General features: G+C 41.0%; 21 protein-coding genes and 3 tRNA genes. 17 read left to right on the top strand and 7 right to left on the bottom strand.

Annotated elements, in window-relative coordinates:
• Positions 1 to 183: 183 nt before the first annotated feature.
• The 11 genes from PR675_RS15855 to xni all read left to right on the top strand — a co-directional run bounded on the left by PR675_RS15855 (position 184) and on the right by xni (position 6,170).
• Positions 184 to 342, top strand: coding sequence for a hook protein (locus tag PR675_RS15855; protein WP_163768728.1), 159 nt, complete (start codon positions 184 to 186; stop codon positions 340 to 342).
• A 168-nt stretch (positions 343 to 510) separates the two neighbouring features.
• Positions 511 to 708: a hypothetical protein gene (locus tag PR675_RS15850; RefSeq protein WP_272582788.1), complete on the top strand. Its 198-nt coding sequence runs from the start codon at positions 511 to 513 to the stop codon at positions 706 to 708.
• A complete protein-coding gene (locus PR675_RS15845; RefSeq protein ID WP_272582787.1) occupies positions 708 to 977 on the top strand; it encodes a hypothetical protein in 270 nt (89 codons plus the stop codon). The genes PR675_RS15850 and PR675_RS15845 overlap by 1 nt, the downstream gene beginning before the upstream one ends.
• A 151-nt stretch (positions 978 to 1,128) precedes the next feature.
• Positions 1,129 to 1,338, top strand: coding sequence for a hypothetical protein (locus tag PR675_RS15840; protein WP_272582786.1), 210 nt, complete (start codon positions 1,129 to 1,131; stop codon positions 1,336 to 1,338).
• 144 nt (positions 1,339 to 1,482) lie between these two features.
• Positions 1,483 to 1,842, top strand: a complete 360-nt coding sequence (locus tag PR675_RS15835) for a phage protein NinX family protein (RefSeq protein ID WP_272582785.1) — start codon at positions 1,483 to 1,485, stop codon at positions 1,840 to 1,842.
• Positions 1,829 to 2,461 (top strand): MT-A70 family methyltransferase, encoded by a 633-nt coding sequence (locus tag PR675_RS15830; protein WP_272582784.1) that lies wholly within the window; start codon positions 1,829 to 1,831, stop codon positions 2,459 to 2,461. Before PR675_RS15835 ends, PR675_RS15830 begins: the two co-directional genes overlap by 14 nt.
• A 7-nt stretch (positions 2,462 to 2,468) precedes the next feature.
• Complete coding sequence (locus tag PR675_RS15825) at positions 2,469 to 2,669, top strand: hypothetical protein (RefSeq protein WP_121874705.1); 201 nt, start codon at positions 2,469 to 2,471, stop codon at positions 2,667 to 2,669.
• Positions 2,670 to 2,927: an excisionase gene (locus PR675_RS15820; RefSeq protein ID WP_121874706.1), complete on the top strand. Its 258-nt coding sequence runs from the start codon at positions 2,670 to 2,672 to the stop codon at positions 2,925 to 2,927.
• Complete coding sequence (locus PR675_RS15815) at positions 2,884 to 3,948, top strand: site-specific integrase (RefSeq protein WP_053110611.1); 1,065 nt, start codon at positions 2,884 to 2,886, stop codon at positions 3,946 to 3,948. The genes PR675_RS15820 and PR675_RS15815 overlap by 44 nt, the downstream gene beginning before the upstream one ends.
• A gap of 65 nt (positions 3,949 to 4,013) precedes the next feature.
• Positions 4,014 to 5,381: a nucleotide 5'-monophosphate nucleosidase PpnN gene (gene ppnN / locus PR675_RS15810; protein ID WP_014657675.1), complete on the top strand. Its 1,368-nt coding sequence runs from the start codon at positions 4,014 to 4,016 to the stop codon at positions 5,379 to 5,381.
• A 30-nt stretch (positions 5,382 to 5,411) separates the two neighbouring features.
• A complete protein-coding gene (gene xni / locus PR675_RS15805; RefSeq protein ID WP_036943252.1) occupies positions 5,412 to 6,170 on the top strand; it encodes a flap endonuclease Xni in 759 nt (252 codons plus the stop codon).
• Between the two features lie 88 nt (positions 6,171 to 6,258).
• Here xni and rlmM read toward each other — a convergent pair whose 3' ends face one another.
• The 3 genes from rlmM to PR675_RS15790 all read right to left on the bottom strand — a co-directional run bounded on the left by rlmM (position 6,259) and on the right by PR675_RS15790 (position 8,831).
• Positions 6,259 to 7,356, bottom strand: a complete 1,098-nt coding sequence (gene rlmM, locus PR675_RS15800; RefSeq protein ID WP_004916579.1) for a 23S rRNA (cytidine(2498)-2'-O)-methyltransferase RlmM — start codon at positions 7,354 to 7,356, stop codon at positions 6,259 to 6,261.
• Positions 7,349 to 7,744, bottom strand: coding sequence for a DUF423 domain-containing protein (locus tag PR675_RS15795; RefSeq protein ID WP_014657673.1), 396 nt, complete (start codon positions 7,742 to 7,744; stop codon positions 7,349 to 7,351). Before PR675_RS15795 ends, rlmM begins: the two co-directional genes overlap by 8 nt.
• A gap of 145 nt (positions 7,745 to 7,889) precedes the next feature.
• Positions 7,890 to 8,831 (bottom strand): transcriptional regulator GcvA, encoded by a 942-nt coding sequence (locus PR675_RS15790; RefSeq protein ID WP_004916582.1) that lies wholly within the window; start codon positions 8,829 to 8,831, stop codon positions 7,890 to 7,892.
• A gap of 612 nt (positions 8,832 to 9,443) precedes the next feature.
• On the opposite strand from PR675_RS15790, the gene csdA reads away from it, so the two are divergent.
• On the top strand, positions 9,444 to 10,652 hold the full coding sequence (gene csdA / locus PR675_RS15785) for a cysteine desulfurase CsdA (protein ID WP_060561232.1): 1,209 nt from the start codon (positions 9,444 to 9,446) through the stop codon (positions 10,650 to 10,652).
• A gap of 9 nt (positions 10,653 to 10,661) precedes the next feature.
• Positions 10,662 to 11,123 carry a cysteine desulfurase sulfur acceptor subunit CsdE gene (gene csdE, locus PR675_RS15780; protein WP_004924917.1) on the top strand — a complete coding sequence of 154 codons (462 nt, stop codon included), beginning with the start codon at positions 10,662 to 10,664 and terminating at the stop codon, positions 11,121 to 11,123.
• 25 nt (positions 11,124 to 11,148) lie between these two features.
• Here the strand turns inward: csdE and tcdA are convergent, their stop codons facing one another.
• Positions 11,149 to 11,967: a tRNA cyclic N6-threonylcarbamoyladenosine(37) synthase TcdA gene (gene tcdA / locus PR675_RS15775; RefSeq protein ID WP_014657670.1), complete on the bottom strand. Its 819-nt coding sequence runs from the start codon at positions 11,965 to 11,967 to the stop codon at positions 11,149 to 11,151.
• 21 nt (positions 11,968 to 11,988) lie between these two features.
• Positions 11,989 to 13,080, bottom strand: coding sequence for a murein transglycosylase A (gene mltA / locus PR675_RS15770; RefSeq protein ID WP_004924922.1), 1,092 nt, complete (start codon positions 13,078 to 13,080; stop codon positions 11,989 to 11,991).
• A gap of 339 nt (positions 13,081 to 13,419) precedes the next feature.
• Here mltA and PR675_RS15765 point away from each other — a divergent pair.
• The 3 genes from PR675_RS15765 to PR675_RS15755 all read left to right on the top strand — a co-directional run bounded on the left by PR675_RS15765 (position 13,420) and on the right by PR675_RS15755 (position 13,710).
• A tRNA-Met gene (locus PR675_RS15765) sits at positions 13,420 to 13,496 on the top strand.
• Positions 13,497 to 13,527: 31 nt separating this feature from the next.
• A tRNA-Met gene (locus PR675_RS15760) sits at positions 13,528 to 13,604 on the top strand.
• 29 nt (positions 13,605 to 13,633) lie between these two features.
• Positions 13,634 to 13,710 (top strand) — tRNA-Met (locus PR675_RS15755).
• 96 nt (positions 13,711 to 13,806) lie between these two features.
• Here the strand turns inward: PR675_RS15755 and amiC are convergent.
• A complete protein-coding gene (gene amiC, locus PR675_RS15750; protein ID WP_014657669.1) occupies positions 13,807 to 15,057 on the bottom strand; it encodes an N-acetylmuramoyl-L-alanine amidase AmiC in 1,251 nt (416 codons plus the stop codon).
• Between the two features lie 246 nt (positions 15,058 to 15,303).
• On the opposite strand from amiC, the gene argA reads away from it, so the two are divergent.
• Positions 15,304 to 16,647: an amino-acid N-acetyltransferase gene (argA, locus tag PR675_RS15745; protein ID WP_040132408.1), complete on the top strand. Its 1,344-nt coding sequence runs from the start codon at positions 15,304 to 15,306 to the stop codon at positions 16,645 to 16,647.
• 53 nt (positions 16,648 to 16,700) lie between these two features.
• Here argA and PR675_RS15740 read toward each other — a convergent pair whose 3' ends face one another.
• Positions 16,701 to 17,270 (bottom strand): hypothetical protein, encoded by a 570-nt coding sequence (locus tag PR675_RS15740; RefSeq protein ID WP_004924935.1) that lies wholly within the window; start codon positions 17,268 to 17,270, stop codon positions 16,701 to 16,703.
• Positions 17,271 to 17,311 lie beyond the last annotated feature (41 nt).

Below are 17,311 nucleotides of genomic sequence, written 5' to 3'. Positions count from 1 at the left end.
AAGACAGTAAGGGTTGGCCGGTTTGAGCATGTGCTAGAAATAGGAGAGAACACAACTGACCCTTTTTTTGATTATGTAAATATTCCGAATGAATGTGTACATGAATTAATTAAGGAGTTAGTTAGATTATACCCAAATTGGCATTCAAATTAATTATTGCAAGGATGCAAACAGGAGATAGATATGACTATTGAACAGTTACAAGAAGAAAATGCGAAGTTGAAACAGGCGATTATCAGCATTTACAAAAACACGGAAGAAATCACACTCAATGGCGAAGATGGCTATTACGCAGTAAAGCAAAGTGTTATTGATGATGTTATTGACTTAACGGAAGATTAATTTAACTCGCAGGGATGCAATGAATAAAAAAATGCCGACACAGGGAGGTCGGCGAAAATTGCACAGCTTGCAACTACTCTTTCTGGCTTAAGTGTAGAAGGTAAATAGGTATTTGCCATGAAACGTTTTAATCATATCGATTAAATAGATGCAATAAGATGAATAAATATGATTGAGAAGCCGATTTATTATATGTCAGCAGAAAGAACAACTATTAAAGAAAGTCACTTCTTACTTTGCTTCGTTAAAGTTTCTTCTGATGGTTGTGAGCTTTTAGCTGAAAAGAAATTTGCAGTAAAGCCGACTGCGCAACAAATACGGAAAGTAACTAAATTTGTAATGAACCACATTAATAAGGTGGAGTGATGGATAAATCAAGGCAGCAATTTGAAGAGTGGTTTGCACCACAAAAAGAGGAGATGAAGCGTAACGGATTAGGCATGATTTCGATAACGAGAATACACCGGCGCCAATGGATGGCATGGCAAGCGTCACGCGAGAGTTTAATTAATAACTTAGAGCCTGTTGGTTATATAATGGAAAGCAGTTTTGATAATATCAGAGAATATGGATATACACATCTTAATGAAGAAAGAACTGAAAAAATAAATATCCCACTATATCGATTGGATTAAATAATAATGAAACTATTTGTACTGTTATTAATTTGGCAGGGATATGTTACGCCTGTAACCGATACATTGTACACACAGCAAGAATGCGAGAGCCGTGCTGTGCAGATAATGATGGTGCGGGATGTTGAAATTAAGTGTGGAGAGGTGATTCGTGGAAAGTGAACTAATTCAAGTTCCAAAAGATTTGCTAGAGGAATTAGCATCCGAATATCAAGCTAAAATATTAGAATACATGCAGGGGTATAAAGGTTATTACGATGTAGTAGGCTCACGTTGGAACCGTAATTATAACGATTATGTCGATAGTTTTAATGCCGCCGCTGAATTATTGGGCTGGGATAAGATGGAGAGAATAGAATGAAATTTAAAGCCGGCGATAGGGTATATCATGTATATTTTGGCAGTGGTCGCGTTTCAGACTCTAACCATGAACATAAAAGGCTTTGCATAATATTTGATGATGGATTAGTGATTGTATGTAGTGTTTATAATTTGGAGTTAATCAATGAATAAATACACCGAACTATCTGACTTCGAGATTAATAAAAAGGTTGCTAGTCATGTTTTGAATGGATACTACATCGCTTCAGAAGAAAAGCAAGAAGTGTATTTAGCAACAATGGATGGCGGAGATTTTCTTCCCATAGCCTACTTTGACCCTTGCAACAGTCCAGCCAACGCAATGACAATTATTAAAGATAACCTCATATCTATAACTCATGATGGAATAGCGTGGGATGTTAGCTGTGCTAAATGCCCAGAGTTAAGCGTGTGGAATGGGTTGGAAAACTACAACGATAATTTTTATCGCAAGGCTATGGAATTATTTCTACTAATGAAGGATGCGGAGAATGAAAAAGTATGACTTAATTCTCGCTGACCCGCCTTGGCAATATAATAATAAAGCATCAAACGGAGCGGCAACCAATCATTACAATACTACCGACTTATATTCCCTATCCAGATTACCCATAGAAACTATAGCCTCTGAAAACTCCGTACTGTGCATGTGGTACACGGGTAATTTTGCACTTGAAGCAATTAAGCTATCCGAAGCATGGGGATTTAAAGTTAAAACTATGCTTGGTTTCGTGTGGGTTAAATTAAATAAATTGGCAATGGAAAGAATAACAAAGCAAATACAAAACGGTGAGCTATTCGATGCCTACGATTATATGGATATTTTAAATAACGAAACGAAAATTAATGGTGGTAATTACACTCGTGCAAATGCAGAAATATGCCTGATAGCTGTTCGTGGTAATGGTCTACCACGTCAGTCCGCCAGTGTTCGACAAGTTATTTACTCATGCCTTGGTGATCATAGTGAAAAGCCAAAGGAAGTACATCACAGGTTAGAGGAACTATATGGAGACGTGCCACGCATCGAATTATTCGCTCGTGAAAAATTTGGCGATTGGGATGTATTCGGGGATCAGGTGGAAAGCAATATTCAATTTAATAACGCATTGAAAATAGCATAGGTGAATTATGGACATTATCGACTCAGCAAACGAACTCAACGAATTAAGAATTCAAGCAGCATTATCAAATCGCCAGCCGATAGTTAAATCAATAAACGGAATGTGCATCTGGTGTGAAGAAATGCCAGCAAAACCAAATAGCGCATATTGCAGTAAAGATTGCGGTGATGATGATGAGAAATATAGAAGGAAGAATAGAGGTGCATAAATGCAAACAGTCAGAGAATTCGCAAAAAAACACAGAAGAAGTGATGAAACGATAAGGCGGTGGATAAGCGCTGGGAAAATATATCCAGCACCAACATTTGATGGGTATCAATATTTAATACACCCATCCGCACAAAAAATAACAAACTACGAAAAGCTTAGCCCAAGCATTCTATTAAATAAAAACTGCAAACTGTTAAAAAGGATTGAGACAGATGGCAAGAAACAGAAGTCCCAAAAACGCTCACCTACCACCTAACCTATATTGTAGAAAAGGATATTACAGCTACCGAAACCCCGAAACCGGCATTGAATACGGTATAGGAAGAAATAAAGCCGAGGCGGTAAATGAAGCCATCTCGGCTAACTTGTTTATTTATGGAAAAAAAGAATCATTAATAAACAGAATGGCAAGTAACGATGCAATAAAATTTCATGATTGGATAGACAGATTTGGTGAGATTATACTTCTCCGTGATTTAAAGAAAAAGACCCTAGATGACTACCAAGGACGGTTAAAAAGGATAAAAAATAGCTTCAATAATGTTCCTTTAGATGAAATAAAAACAAAAGATATTGCCGATTATATAAATAATATTGTTTCTGATGGAAATATAACCACAGCAAGGTTAATGCGAAGTATTTTAAAGGATATGTTTAACGAAGCGATGTCTGATGGTGTTGTTGATTTTAATCCCGTAATAGCAACCAGAGTTCCAAGGAATAAAATAGCTAGAACTAGGATGTCAGAAAGTGATTACATTCAAATATACAACACAGCAGTAGAGCACTGTCAGCCTTGGGTTAGTATGAGCATGGATTTGGCTATATTAACAGGACAGCGTTCTGGTGATATTCGAAAATTAAAATGGAGTGATATTTATGATGGTTACTTATGGATAGAGCAAGAGAAAACAGGAACTAAAATAGCAATACCGCTCACCATTTCAAATAATATAGCTAATAAAACTTTGCAATCAGTGCTAGATAGGTGCAAGCATGAATTGAACGGAAAGGAATTCGTGCTGGTTTCACAGAAGGGTGATATGCTAGCAGATAAAACCATTGGTAAGGCTTTTTCACTAGCCAGAAGCAAAAGTGGTTTGTCATGGGAGGGTTCTCCGCCGACGTTCCACGAAATCCGAAGCCTAGCATCCAGAGTGTATGGGAATGAAAAATCAAATGAGTTCGCTAACCAGCTTTTAGGACACAAATCAATGGATATGACCAGAATGTATCAGGATGATAGGGGTCTTAGTTGGAAAAAAATCGAAATTTGATATTGGATTTATTTCGAATTATTTCGGAGAGCAATCCGTAATAAAATGATTTAAAAGGGAAAAAAATGATTACTCATATCAGTCCATTAGGATCCATGGATCTCTTATCTCAACTTGAAGTTGATATGTTAAAGCGTACCGCAAGCAGTCATTTGTATCGCTTGTTCAGAAACTGCTCATTAGCGGTTTTAAATTCAGGGAGCTTAACAGACAACAGTAAAGATTTATTGGATAAGCATACTGACTTCGATATCAACGTATTACGACGTGAGCGCGGTGTCAAACTTGAGCTAATTAACCCACCTCAAGATGCTTTTGTCGATGGTAAAATCATCCGTTCTATACAAGCAAACCTGTTTGCGGTACTGCGTGATATCCTCTTTGTTCATGCTCAAATCATCAATGCAGAGCAAAAAATGCATTTAGATCTGGGAAATGGCACTCACCTAACTAACGTCATTTTCTCTATATTACGTAACGCGCGTACACTGCATCTTGATGAAGATCCAAGCATGATTGTTTGCTGGGGTGGTCACTCTATCAACGAAACCGAGTACCTATATGGCCGTAAAGTCGGTAATGAGCTTGGTTTAAGAGAGCTAAATATCTGCACAGGTTGTGGCCCCGGAGCCATGGAAGCCCCAATGAAAGGGGCGGCTGTTGGCCATGCTCAACAACGCTATAAAAATAGCCGTTTTATCGGCCTAACAGAGCCATCTATCATTGCTGCTGAGCCACCTAACCCTTTAGTCAATGAGCTTATCATCATGCCTGATATCGAAAAGCGCCTTGAAGCGTTCGTTCGCTTAGCGCATGGGATCATTATTTTCCCTGGGGGCGTCGGTACAGCAGAAGAGCTTCTCTATTTGCTAGGCATTTTGATGGATCCTGAAAATAGCGAACAAGTATTGCCATTGGTTTTAACGGGGCCAAAAGAAAGTGCCGAGTACTTCTCTGTGTTAGATGATTTTATTCGTCATACACTTGGTGAAGAAGCCAGCAAACACTATCAAATCATCATTGATGATCCCCAAGAAGTCGCTCGTGTAATGAAAAAACACATGCCATTGGTGAAAGACAACCGTCGTAGCACAGGCGATGCTTATAGCTTTAACTGGTCAATTAAGATCAACCCTGAATTACAGCATCCTTTCGAGCCGACTCATGAAAATATGGCGTCACTGAATCTGTATCCAGGTCAATCACCAGAAAAACTGGCCTCTGATCTTAGAAGAGCCTTCTCTGGTATCGTTGCGGGTAACGTGAAAGAAGTCGGTATGAAGGCTATTGAACAGTATGGCCCGTTTAAAATTCATGGTGATAAAGAAATTATGCAACGCATGGATATTCTACTGCGCGGTTTTGTCGACCAACATCGAATGAAACTGCCGGGTGGAACAGCCTATGAGCCTTGCTACGAAATAGTGAAATAATATAATGAGGCCAAGGATGGCGTAAATTTTATGATCCACTTACTGATAATTGATGCACTTAATTTAATTCGCCGCATACATGCCGTACAAGGCAGTCCTTGCGGCGATGCCTGCTTATCTGCGGTAGCACAGCTTATCTCTCACACCTCACCGACCCATATTGTTGCAGTATTCGATGAGGAAGGTAGGCACAATAGCTGGCGGCATGAAAAACTGCCTGACTATAAAGCAGGCCGTCAGCCCATGCCTGAAAATTTATATGCTGAGCTACCTTCATTAGTCAAACAATTCGAAGCAAAAGGCGTCCACTGCTGGCAATCAAGTGGTGACGAAGCGGATGATTTAGCGGCAACTTTAGCCAAGAAAATCGCCGATGCAGGGCAAACTGTCACTATCGTTTCTACTGATAAAGGCTATTGCCAACTACTGTCGCCTTCAATTCGTATTCGCGACTATTTTCAAAAACGCTGGTTAGATGTGCCTTTTATCGAAAAAGAATTTGGCGTAAAACCTTGCCAATTACCTGATTACTGGGGGTTAGCGGGGATCAGCAGCAGTAAAGTGCCTGGTGTCGCGGGAATTGGTGCTAAAAGTGCCACACAACTGCTACAACAATACCACTCCATTGAGAACTTATTTGCTCATTTAGATAGCGTTGATGAAAAATGGAGAAAAAAGCTTATTGGTCAGTTTGATATAGCAAAAGTTTGCCGCGATATTGCAACCTTAAGAACAGATATTCAGTTGCAAGGGAACCTGAACCAATTGCGCTATCACCCCAAACCATAAGCAATAAAAAACTGCCTCTTCATTCACTGTTAACCAGCGTTTAGGAAGCAGTTTTTGCTATATGATATGTTCTTACTAAATATCAGATTTAGTCGCGTATTGGTGCATAAGCAGACCAAATACGTTGTACATGAACGGTAATTTCTTCGCGGTCATGGTACAGCTGTTTCGCTTGGATCCGCACATTGATGCCATTTTCTGCCAATTGTGTACGCATCTTTTCAAGGATATGAGACACTTCCTCATAGCGCTTTTTCATCGGTAGCTTTAAGTTGAAAATGGTTTCACGGCACCACCCATGCAATAGCCACTCCGTGATTAACGCAGCGACTTTCGCCGGTTTTTCAACCATATCACACACTAACCAAGTAATATTTTTCGTATTTGGCTCGAATTTAAAACCATCGACTTGATGGTGCCTAACTTGCCCCGTGTCCATCAAGCTTTGCGCCATCGGACCATTATCCACGGCATGAACCATCATACTGCGCTTAACTAATTGGTAGGTCCATCCCCCCGGACATGCACCAAGATCCACCGCATTCATACCGCTTGCTAGCCGCTCATCCCACTCATCGTAAGGGATAAATATGTGAAATGCCTCTTCTAATTTCAATGTTGAGCGACTAGGTGCATCCGATGGAAACTTAAGCCGAGGGATCCCCATATAAAATGGCGAGCTATTCGAACTGTAAGAATATCCGGTATAACAACAGCCTGAAGCAATAAAGAAAACATGGATAACCGGACGTTTGAAATTCTCTTTAGCCAGTAAAACTTTTTCTTGTCGTAAAGCATTACGCAAAGGCACCGTAAATTTACGGCAAAATTTCATCAACTCTTTGCTTTCATTAGTATCAGCAACTTCAACGCGAAGATCGCCTGCTCGTTCAACCTGCTGGCTCAGCGCATTCACAATGGGGGTAACACGATCTTCTGGAGGTAAATCTTTAAGCAGTTCCCCAACCACAAACATTTGACGAGCAAAAATCAGCTCACGAAAAGGTAGCTCGCGGGCAAGTTTATCGGCATCTTCAGCTTGATAGCATTCAAAAATAACATAACCGCTATTTTCTTTGACGCGCGCAAAACCATAAACCTCTTTTTGCCCAGCTTTATCTGTAATTTCGGCCGCACACTCTTTTTCAAAGCCTGGACGGCAATATAATGCAATTTTATTACTCATGGCGTAACGCCGGTTTCCTTAGACGCATAGCGCCGATAACGACCAACAGCCAGCCAATAAGAAAACAAACTCCCCCTATTGGCGTAAAATAGGAAAAGTATTTTACCTGTAACAAGGCCATACAATAAAGGCTACCACTGAAAAGAAGTATGCCTACGGCGAAAAAAACGCCACACCAGTAAAACCATAGAACCACTTTACGCAATAAAATCGCCCCTAGCACCATTAAAGCTACTGTATGTAGCATCTGATACCGCAAACCGATTTCAATCCATTCCATCTGATGAGCACTCATAATCGACGAAAGCGCATGAGAGCCAATGGCACCAAAAGCCACAGTAAAAAAGCCACTAATCCCAGCAAAAATTAACATCAAACGACTATTCACAGTAACACCTTTTATTAACCATACCCTAAATAATCCCAGTTGCATCAAGGGGTTAATTTAAAATCCCGATAAACACGATAAACTGAGTGCCGTTTTACCTATCTATGCAACCAACTGCAACTTGAAAAATAACGGGTATATATGATTACTGAATAAGCGCCATATCTTGGTCACCCGTAATAAACCCCAGTTTTTCTTGCTCGCTTGCTGCTTGAGTCAAGATCCATTGACGAAATGCAGCTATTTTTCCCAAATCAGCTTGGTTTTCCTGACAAACAAGGTAAAACGCGTTTTTACTCACCAATACCTCGTTGAATGGGCAAACCAAACGACCTGCATCAATTTCATTTTTTGCCATAACATTATTTGTTAAAGCGACACCCTGACCATGTACTGCGGCTTGAATGACCATAGCACTATGACTAAAAATAGGGCCTTGTTGTACATTGATAATATTGTGCAATTCTAATTGGCGAATATAAGCTTGCCAATCCCGACGAGAAGAATCATGTAATAACGTATGATTGACTAAGTCTTCAGGCTGCTTTAATTGATGCGCCCCCGTTAATAATAACGGAGAACAAACTGGCATTAAATATTCAGCATACAGCCTATCCGTCCTTAGACCAGACCAATTTCCTCGCCCATAGAAAATAGCCACATCAACATCATCCGCTAATTTATCTTCTTCCCTATCAACGGCCTGAATACGAACATCAATCCCCGGATAAGCTTGGTTAAAGCTAGAAAGACGCGGGACAAGCCACTGTATTGCAAAACTAGGGGATAAACTAACCGTTAATGCTCCCTTAGCACTTCGCGCCTGTAATTTCCTTGTCGCCTCATTAATAGAAGAAAATATCTCTTTAATATCAAGATAATAACTTTGGCCTTCTTCTGTTAACAGCAAAGAACGATTGCGCCGGCGAAATAACTTTAACCCGAGGAAATCTTCCAAACTTTTCATTTGGTGACTCACAGCGGCTTGGGTCACAAACAACTCTTCCGCCGCTTTAGTAAAACTTAAATGACGAGCGGCAGCATCAAACACTCTTAACGCATTAAGTGGCGGTAATCTTTTAGACATAATCACTTCTACTTGATAGGGTTATACGCATTAGTTTTTCTCATCCGAAGCATTATAAATTGTCCATTGAGGATACGCCAGTAAATACCTATAGTATGCACACTTCCTAAGCCGGAACGAAAAGTTACAGAGTTTAGTTACTTTGAAACTTTTGGCTTTGTGGTTGTGATGTTGTGTTTGCAAGTTGTCTGGGAATGCCAGACTTTGTAGCTTTAGCTACTGTTTTTTTTCACTTCCTGTACATTTACCCTGTCTGTCCATAGTGATTTTATGATGCACCGCTTTAATTGCGGTGCTTTTTTTTGCCTAACAATTGCAAATAACATTTTCAAGACAGGTTTTAACCAGTTTACAAAAAATATTATCAGTTAAATATTTAAGATAATTCTTGAATTTTCCCCATCCAAAGATGAGATCACCGAAAAGACAAAAGAAAAATGATTGCAATATGCAGTAAAAGGCATAATCATTTCCCTAATTTTTTCTAAAGCTCTAATAAAAACCAGCGGTAAAATTAAATGTAACAAAAGATTTCGATGAATAAATCGAGAATATCATCAATAATTATGATTACAAACCAAACGCCAAATATTTAGATAAAGAACACATATAATGTACCATTTTTCTGCAACACAATTTCGAAAACAATTTCCAGCTATCAATTCTCAAACGATTCATCTTGATAGTGCAGCAACAGCCTTAAAACCAAACTCAATGATTGAAGCCGCAGATAACTATTACCGTCACTCTGGCAGTTCAGTTTATCGAGGTCAATCTCCAGAGTCGTTACGAATTACTGAAAATTATGAACAAGGCAGGAAACGTGTCGCGAAATTGATTAATGCAGAGAGTGAAAATACCATTATTTGGACCCGAGGAACCACCGAGTCCATTAACCTTATTGCCCAAAGTTATTTTAGAAATCATTTAACAGCAAATGATGAAATTATTGTTAGCGAATTAGAACACCACTCTAATTTATTACCTTGGCTGATTCTTGCACAGCAAACTGGTGCAAAAATTGTCAAATGGCCTGTCACTCAACACTACACCCTCGATATTGAAAGCCTTAAGCCGCTACTTAATCCACGTAGCAAAGTGATCGCTATCACCCAGATGTCAAACGTAACAGGCTATCAAACAAATTTAGCAGCAGTAACGTCACTAGCTCATGCGGCTGGGGCGCTCGTTGTCGTTGATGGCGCACAAGGTGTGGTACATGCCCCAATTGATGTCACCGCTTTGAATATCGATTTTTATGCTTTCTCCGCCCATAAATTATATGGCCCAACTGGGCTTGGCGTTTGCTATGGCAAACCACAATTGTTGGCTGCGATGTCACTATGGCATGGTGGCGGTAAAATGTTATCAGAAGTTAATTTTGAGGGCTTTACTCCCGCTCCTGTTCCTTATTGTTTTGAAGCTGGCACACCAAATATTGCTGGCGTCATTGCCTTTTCGGCCACTCTTGACTGGTTATCTCACATCGATTTACACCAATCTGAGGCCTATTGTTGTTCACTCATCCACTACGCATACGAAGAACTCAGCAAATTAGAGGGGTTTATCTGCTATAGCCAGCCTAATACTCCGCTACTTTCCTTTAATTTCGCTGGCATACATCATAGCGATTTGGGCCTATTGTTGACTGAACAAAAAATTGCATTACGCTATGGGCAACATTGTACGCAACCATTAATGGATGCAATTGCTATTACAGGCTGCTTACGCATCTCTGTCATGCCTTACAATGATCAGCAAGATATTGATAAATTTATTAACGCAGTAAAATTTGCACTCTCAATACTGAATGATGAATAAGGAAGCCGAATGACTTCAATAATATCGACATTTGTTCCACACCCTTTCGGTACGACACTGAAAATTGAAGAGATTATTGAACAATTTTCAGCACAAAAAGCGTGGGAAGATAAATATCGCTTGCTTATCCAACTCGCTCGTCAACTACCGACTCTGACTGATGAACAAAAGCAGCAGACTCAGGAAGTGAAAGGTTGCGAAAACAGAGTGTGGATTGGTGCAAGACTCAACGATGACCAAACATTTCATTTTTATGGCGATAGTGAAGGACGCGTTGTTAAAGGGCTATTTGCGATTTTATTAGCCGCAGTGGAACAAAAAAATAGCCAAGCGATCCTCGCTGTCGATTTTGAGGATATTTTGAATAGAACCGGGTTATCTGGCCAACTCAGTGAATCACGACAAAATGGAATAGCCGCATTAATAACGACTATTCGCAACTTTGCCAGCGAAATGACACCTGCCGAATAATGTACTAGAGGCTATGAAAATAGCCTCAGCTTTTGAGCGAATTTTCCCGCTCTAATTTTGCGACCATCTTCTTCAGAGCATGTGATACTGCAATAAAACCAAAACTTGCTGTCACCATCGTTGCCGCCCCAAAGCCTGAAGCGCAATCCATTCTTTTAGAGCCGTCAGCGGTACTTTTAGCCGCACAGACGGAGCCATCACTTTGCGGATAAACTAATTGCTCTGTTGAAAATACGCAGTCTATGCCTAATTTACCTTTGCTATTTTTAACAACATTAAAATCGGATTTCAGGCGCTCACGTAATTTTGCGGCAAGGGGATCTTGGATCGTTTTCGCTAAGTCTGTTACTTGGATCTGAGTTGGGTCGATTTGCCCTCCTGCGCCCCCTGTCGTTACAACGGGGATTTTATAACGCCGACAGTAGGCCAACAGAGCCGCCTTCGGCCTGACACTATCGATGGCATCAATAACATAATCAAACCCCGTAGAGAGCAGCTCAGCCACATTATCTACGCTCACAAAATCATCCACGATATTCACAACGCATTCAGGATTTATTTCTAAAATCCGTGCTTTCATGACTTCAACTTTTGGCTGACCCACTGTGGATTTAAGTGCATGTAACTGACGATTGGTATTAGTGATACAGATATCATCCATATCAATCAGGGTAATCTGCCCTATTCCCGTCCGTGCGAGTGCTTCCGCAGCCCAAACGCCGACGCCCCCAATCCCAATAACACAAATATGAGAACGAGCAAAAAGTGATAGCGCTTGCTGTCCATAAAGACGTCCGATCCCAGCAAAACGCTGCATCCAAGCATCTGAAAGCTTAGTTTGCATAGTAAATAGTAACCTTAATAACTACATATGACCGAAAAGTGGCTGGCTCTTTTTCAACACCCACACTCTTCCGTAATGATTATAAAAACCGGCCATTCTACCTGCTTCATGACCTGTTCCATGATAGATATCGAAATGATGTCCTTTAATTGCACCACCAACATCTAGGGCAATCATCATACGCATTTCATAGCGTCCCGTAAATTTCCCTGCATTATCAAGTACAGGTATTTCTGCTAATAGCGCTGTGCCTGGCGGAATAAGTGTTTTATCCGATGCAACTGATGCTTTAGCAATTAACGGTACTGCACTAGCGCCTCTGACAGGAACAAATGATTGTGGTTTGAAGAAAACAAAGGAAGCATTTTGTTCGAGTAATTCGCGCACTTCTTGTTCGCTATGGCTATTCGCCCAATCGTGGATCGCTTGCAGTGACATTTTCTCTAACGGCACTTCACCACGATCGACAAGCACTTTACCTATGCTCTTATAAGCATGCCCATTTTTCCCCGCATAACCAAAGAAATTCAGCGGGCTACCATCACCAAAATCCACATAGCCGCTACCTTGAACTTCCATCATAAAGTTATCCATGGCGGAGTTACTGTAGGCTAGAATGAGTTTATCGCTTAAAGCACCATTGTATATCGCGGCTCGGCTGGGGAGGCGTTTTTTCCCTTTAGGTGGCATTGCATAAAGTGGGTGCTGAAATTCCCCCTGTTTGGTACGGCGAGCTTGGATAACCGGCGTGTAATACCCAGTAAATTGTACGTTACCATAATTATCCACCCCTTCCATTTGAAAGGCGGTTAAGTTGAAACTCGCCAGTTTTTTAGGATCTCCCCCTGCAACTAGCCAGTTTTCAATCGCATGATAGGTATCATTGTTACCTTGAAACAAACGCGGTGACGCATTCTTGATTTCATTAACTTGCCGATAAAAATCTTGTGAATTGATTGGGCGCCCTTGAACATTTACTTGGCTTACTTGCTGAAGATCTTGCTTTAAACGTCCATCTTTATACTGCTGCCCTTGATCTGTCGGGTGAGATTGACAGCCAACAAGTAAAGATACAAACGCACCTGCTACACACCATTTTTGCCATAATTTCATGTTATATCGCCCACTCCAATCCAATATGAAGCGCACAATAGCAAACCCACATAAAGAATGAAACGGCTAAAAATACTTACTCTCCTATCGCCGTACAAATTGTGGACTTATTACTGGTTATTATTTTTCCCCGCAATGGATAATTCACATTTATTTTTTATCATCGACTCTAAAAAAAGGATTTAGCCTATTGCCTGTTAATCAATCTCACCGCCCCATTAAAATGATTAATATTTGACCACTAAGTGTATATTTTGTTCTATCTATGCGGAAATTTGAAAAAAATACACAAAAAAACTTGCATCAGATCTCATCCCGAGTATAGTGCCCGCTATCGGACGCGGGGTGGAGCAGCTTGGTAGCTCGTCGGGCTCATAACCCGAAGGTCGTCGGTTCAAATCCGGCCCCCGCAACCAATCTTCAAATTAGTATCAAAAATATTTCAGGCGCGGGATGGAGCAGCCTGGTAGCTCGTCGGGCTCATAACCCGAAGGTCGTCGGTTCAAATCCGGCTCCCGCAACCAATATCCCCTGTTATATTTACCTCTTCAGTCGCGGGGTGGAGCAGCTTGGTAGCTCGTCGGGCTCATAACCCGAAGGTCGTTGGTTCAAATCCGGCCCCCGCAACCAATTCTTATTTTTCCTATTAAATCAATGCAATAATAAAAAAGGCAACTCACTTTTCAGCCAGTCACCTTTTCTAATTTATCGATTTTATTCTAGCGGCTAATTTCTAATCGCTAATTCGCCGCCATTACGAAAATAGGCTTTAATCCCTTGGAAGATAGATTCCGCCATCTGCTGCTGGAACTTCGCGGTTTTCAATTTACGCTCTTCTTCTAAGTTACTGATAAAGGCTGTTTCAACCAAGATTGAAGGGATCTCCGGCGCCTTCAATACCGCAAAGCCTGCCTGATCAACTTTATTTTTATGTAGCCGATTGACTTTGCCCATGCGCTTTAAAACCTCATCACCAAATTTGAGGCTGTCATTAATGGTTGCTGTTTGCACTAAATCAAGCATGGTATGGTCAAGGTAAACATCACCACTTTTGCTCACCCCACCAATTAAGTCAGCCTCGTTCTGTGTCTGAGCGAGGTAACGAGCGGTATTACTGGTGGCACCTTTAGTCGATAAGGCAAACACAGATGAACCGTGAGCTGAGCGATTGGTAAAGGCATCAGCGTGAATCGAAACAAACAAGTCTGCCTGCATTTTTCGAGCCTTAGCGACCCTAACCTTCAATGGAATAAATACATCCTCGTTACGAGTCATATAGGCACGCATTTTGGGATCTTTATCGATTAACGCTTTCAAACGGCGAGCGATTTGTAAAACCACATCTTTTTCTCGCGTTTTGTATTTCCCCATTGCGCCGGGATCTTCCCCCCCATGCCCTGGGTCAATCATAATAATAATGGGGCGATCTCGACCTGCTTTACCCGGTTTCTTCGCCTGAGCAGGCATTTTCTCTTCTAAATCGCCTTTATTATAATCTTCCAATAAGGCAAGCAATGGATCGTCCGATGTTTCTACCCCTTTACCCGGATAGAAATCTAACACCAAACGGTTTTTAAATTCAGCAACGGGCGCGATAGTAAAAATCTGTGGGCTGACTTTATTTTTGACTTCAAAAACAAGACGCACTGTTTTTGGATCAAACTGCCCGACCCGTACTAATTTTAAATGCGGGTCGCGAGATTGGATTTGAGTTCCCATCTGCTTCAGAATGTTGTTCAGCTGTACCCCTTCCAAATCGATAACGATGCGTTCAGGGTTATGCAGTACCAACTGGCGATATTTTAATGGAGCACTCGATTCTAGCGTCACGCGCGTATAACTTGATGCAGGCCAGATACGTACTGCGATCACATTTGTATTCGCAGCAAAGCCAAATGGGCTGACACTAAGCAACATAACCGCTGCCGCTCCTTGTAAAAGGCGGCGTTTAGATGGACAGTGATCTGGGTGACTCATCAATAATTCCGAACCTAAAACTGAATATCAGGTGATTTTAGAACAAAAGCCAAATAGAGGCCAGAAACATAAACTCTAGCGAATCATTCGCATACTGTCATCAAGAATACACATTTAAATATAGAGATATGTAAACCCAAATAATAAAAATGTTACAAGTCTTATCCTATATTTTGCTTGATATTTATCGCTAAAAAGAATAAAAATACATTAATAGCGAATAAAAATTCAGTTAAGAGGGTGGTTATGAAAGAGCGCAGCACCGAATTGGTAGATGAGTTTCGCCATTCGGTTCCTTATATCAATGCCCACCGCGGCAAAACATTTATTATTATGCTTGGTGGAGAAGCAATTGCGCATGAGAATTTTCCGAGTATTGTCAATGATATAGGATTATTACATAGTCTTGGTATCCGCATTATCGTAGTTTACGGCGCTCGCCCTCAAATCGAAGATATTTTAGCCGAGCATAATTATGAGGCTGTTTATCATAAACATACCCGCGTAACGGATGCGAATACACTTGAATACGTTAAGCAAGCCTCTGGTGCCTTATTACTTGATATTACGGCTCGTTTATCGATGAGTCTGAGTAACACACCTTTACAAGGCGCTCATATTAGTGTTGTCAGCGGTAACTTTGTGATCGCGCAACCACTCGGTGTGGATGATGGCGTTGATTACTGCCATAGCGGGCGTATCCGCCGCATTGATGAAGATGCTATCAATAAACAACTGGATAATGGCTCTATCGTACTTATTGGTCCGGTTGCCGTGTCTGTTACTGGTGAAAGTTTTAATCTCACTTCTGAGGAAATAGCCACTCAACTCGCAGTGAAAATGAAGGCTGAAAAGTTAATCGGCTTTTGTTCTTCACAAGGAGTCGCTGATAAAGATGGCAATATTTTATCAGAATTATTCCCCGATGAAGCCGAAAATAGGATCCAAGAGCTGGAATCCGAAGGGGATTATTATTCAGGTACTGTGCGCTTTTTACGTGGCGCGGCGAAAGCTTGCCGCCGCGGTGTTCGTCGCAGCCATTTATTAAGTTATCAAGAAGATGGCTCGCTAATCCAAGAGCTCTTTTCGCGCGATGGCATTGGTACGCAAATTGTCATGGAAAGCGCCGAACAAATCCGTCGTGCTAATATTAATGATATCGGCGGTATTCTTGAGTTAATTCGCCCTCTTGAGCAGCAAGGCATCCTTGTAAGACGTTCACGGGAGCAACTTGAGATGGAAATCGATAAATTTACGATCATTGAACGAGATAACTTAGTGATTGCTTGTGCGGCTCTCTACCCTTACCCCGAAGAAAAACTGGGGGAAATGGCTTGTGTCGCCGTGCATCCTGACTACCGTAGCTCTTCGCGGGGAGAAGAACTTTTACATCGTGTTTCCCTACAGGCTAAGCAATTAGGGTTAGCAAAGCTATTTGTTTTAACCACACGTAGTATTCATTGGTTCCAAGAAAGGGGCTTTATTCCCGCAGAGATTGAGATGTTGCCATTGAAAAAACAGGCGCTATATAACTACCAACGCCGTTCTAAAATTTTGATGCTAGATTTACATGCAAAAGCCGATAAATAGACTTTAGCTCGACTAACCTGACAATTTACTTACTGTCAGGTTAGTCAATCAACCTAGGCGATTTGTACCACTCTTGATTTTTGGCATAGCGGTATGCTATCGATTAAAGGTTGTAGCAGTGATGACATTTCGGCAAATGATGCGCCATAGAAATAGAACGCTGTTTCTGTAGGGCCTTCCCACACACCATGGATCGCACCAATATCTTCTACAGCCTCGTCTAATTTATCGAAAATATCGTTAATATCGCTATTTTCATAAACTTCGTCGGGCAAATCAGTACCATTTAAATAAAGGGCTAACCCTTCTTCATCACCAAATTCAATCACAATGTCTTCACCATGAATAACTAAACGTGATCCTTTCGGCGCCAACATGGATGAAAACAATTGAATAATTAAGCTGATATTTTCATCATTCGCCTCTGCAACAGATAACTCAATATCACACTCATCAATTTCACCATTGTCTGAAAGTAACGTGCCACCACCTGTCACATGAATATCTTTTTCCATACTTTGCATAACATGCATAAAGGCATCTTCTAAGTCTGCACGTCTTTCTGGCTGAATTCTCGCTTTAAGTGTGACTGTTATTGCCGTCGTTGTTGGCTGGGTATCCATATTATTACCTTTTGCATTTAAGTCTAATTATGTAGCCAAGG

Origin of the sequence: Providencia sp. PROV261 (assembly GCF_028477945.1) — a bacterium.
In the GTDB taxonomy this organism is placed as follows: Bacteria; Pseudomonadota; Gammaproteobacteria; order Enterobacterales; family Enterobacteriaceae; genus Providencia; species Providencia stuartii.
The sequence above is the reverse complement of the archived record's forward strand: the minus strand, read 5'-3'. Positions and strand labels throughout refer to the sequence as shown.

Bases quoted from the DNA above. Each gene is read 5' to 3' on its own strand.
- PR675_RS15855 (WP_163768728.1), top strand. From the start codon at position 184: ATGACTATTGAACAGTTACAAGAAGAAAATGCGAAGTTGAAACAGGCG.
- PR675_RS15850 (WP_272582788.1), top strand. From the start codon at position 511: ATGATTGAGAAGCCGATTTATTATATGTCAGCAGAAAGAACAACTATT.
- PR675_RS15845 (WP_272582787.1), top strand. From the start codon at position 708: ATGGATAAATCAAGGCAGCAATTTGAAGAGTGGTTTGCACCACAAAAA.
- PR675_RS15835 (WP_272582785.1), top strand. From the start codon at position 1,483: ATGAATAAATACACCGAACTATCTGACTTCGAGATTAATAAAAAGGTT.
- PR675_RS15830 (WP_272582784.1), top strand. From the start codon at position 1,829: ATGAAAAAGTATGACTTAATTCTCGCTGACCCGCCTTGGCAATATAAT.
- PR675_RS15825 (WP_121874705.1), top strand. From the start codon at position 2,469: ATGGACATTATCGACTCAGCAAACGAACTCAACGAATTAAGAATTCAA.
- PR675_RS15820 (WP_121874706.1), top strand. From the start codon at position 2,670: ATGCAAACAGTCAGAGAATTCGCAAAAAAACACAGAAGAAGTGATGAA.
- PR675_RS15815 (WP_053110611.1), top strand. From the start codon at position 2,884: ATGGCAAGAAACAGAAGTCCCAAAAACGCTCACCTACCACCTAACCTA.
- ppnN (WP_014657675.1), top strand. From the start codon at position 4,014: ATGATTACTCATATCAGTCCATTAGGATCCATGGATCTCTTATCTCAA.
- xni (WP_036943252.1), top strand. From the start codon at position 5,412: ATGATCCACTTACTGATAATTGATGCACTTAATTTAATTCGCCGCATA.
- rlmM (WP_004916579.1), bottom strand. From the start codon at position 7,356: ATGAGTAATAAAATTGCATTATATTGCCGTCCAGGCTTTGAAAAAGAG.
- PR675_RS15790 (WP_004916582.1), bottom strand. From the start codon at position 8,831: ATGTCTAAAAGATTACCGCCACTTAATGCGTTAAGAGTGTTTGATGCT.
- csdA (WP_060561232.1), top strand. From the start codon at position 9,444: ATGTACCATTTTTCTGCAACACAATTTCGAAAACAATTTCCAGCTATC.
- csdE (WP_004924917.1), top strand. From the start codon at position 10,662: ATGACTTCAATAATATCGACATTTGTTCCACACCCTTTCGGTACGACA.
- tcdA (WP_014657670.1), bottom strand. From the start codon at position 11,967: ATGCAAACTAAGCTTTCAGATGCTTGGATGCAGCGTTTTGCTGGGATC.
- mltA (WP_004924922.1), bottom strand. From the start codon at position 13,080: ATGAAATTATGGCAAAAATGGTGTGTAGCAGGTGCGTTTGTATCTTTA.
- amiC (WP_014657669.1), bottom strand. From the start codon at position 15,057: ATGAGTCACCCAGATCACTGTCCATCTAAACGCCGCCTTTTACAAGGA.
- argA (WP_040132408.1), top strand. From the start codon at position 15,304: ATGAAAGAGCGCAGCACCGAATTGGTAGATGAGTTTCGCCATTCGGTT.
- PR675_RS15740 (WP_004924935.1), bottom strand. From the start codon at position 17,270: ATGGATACCCAGCCAACAACGACGGCAATAACAGTCACACTTAAAGCG.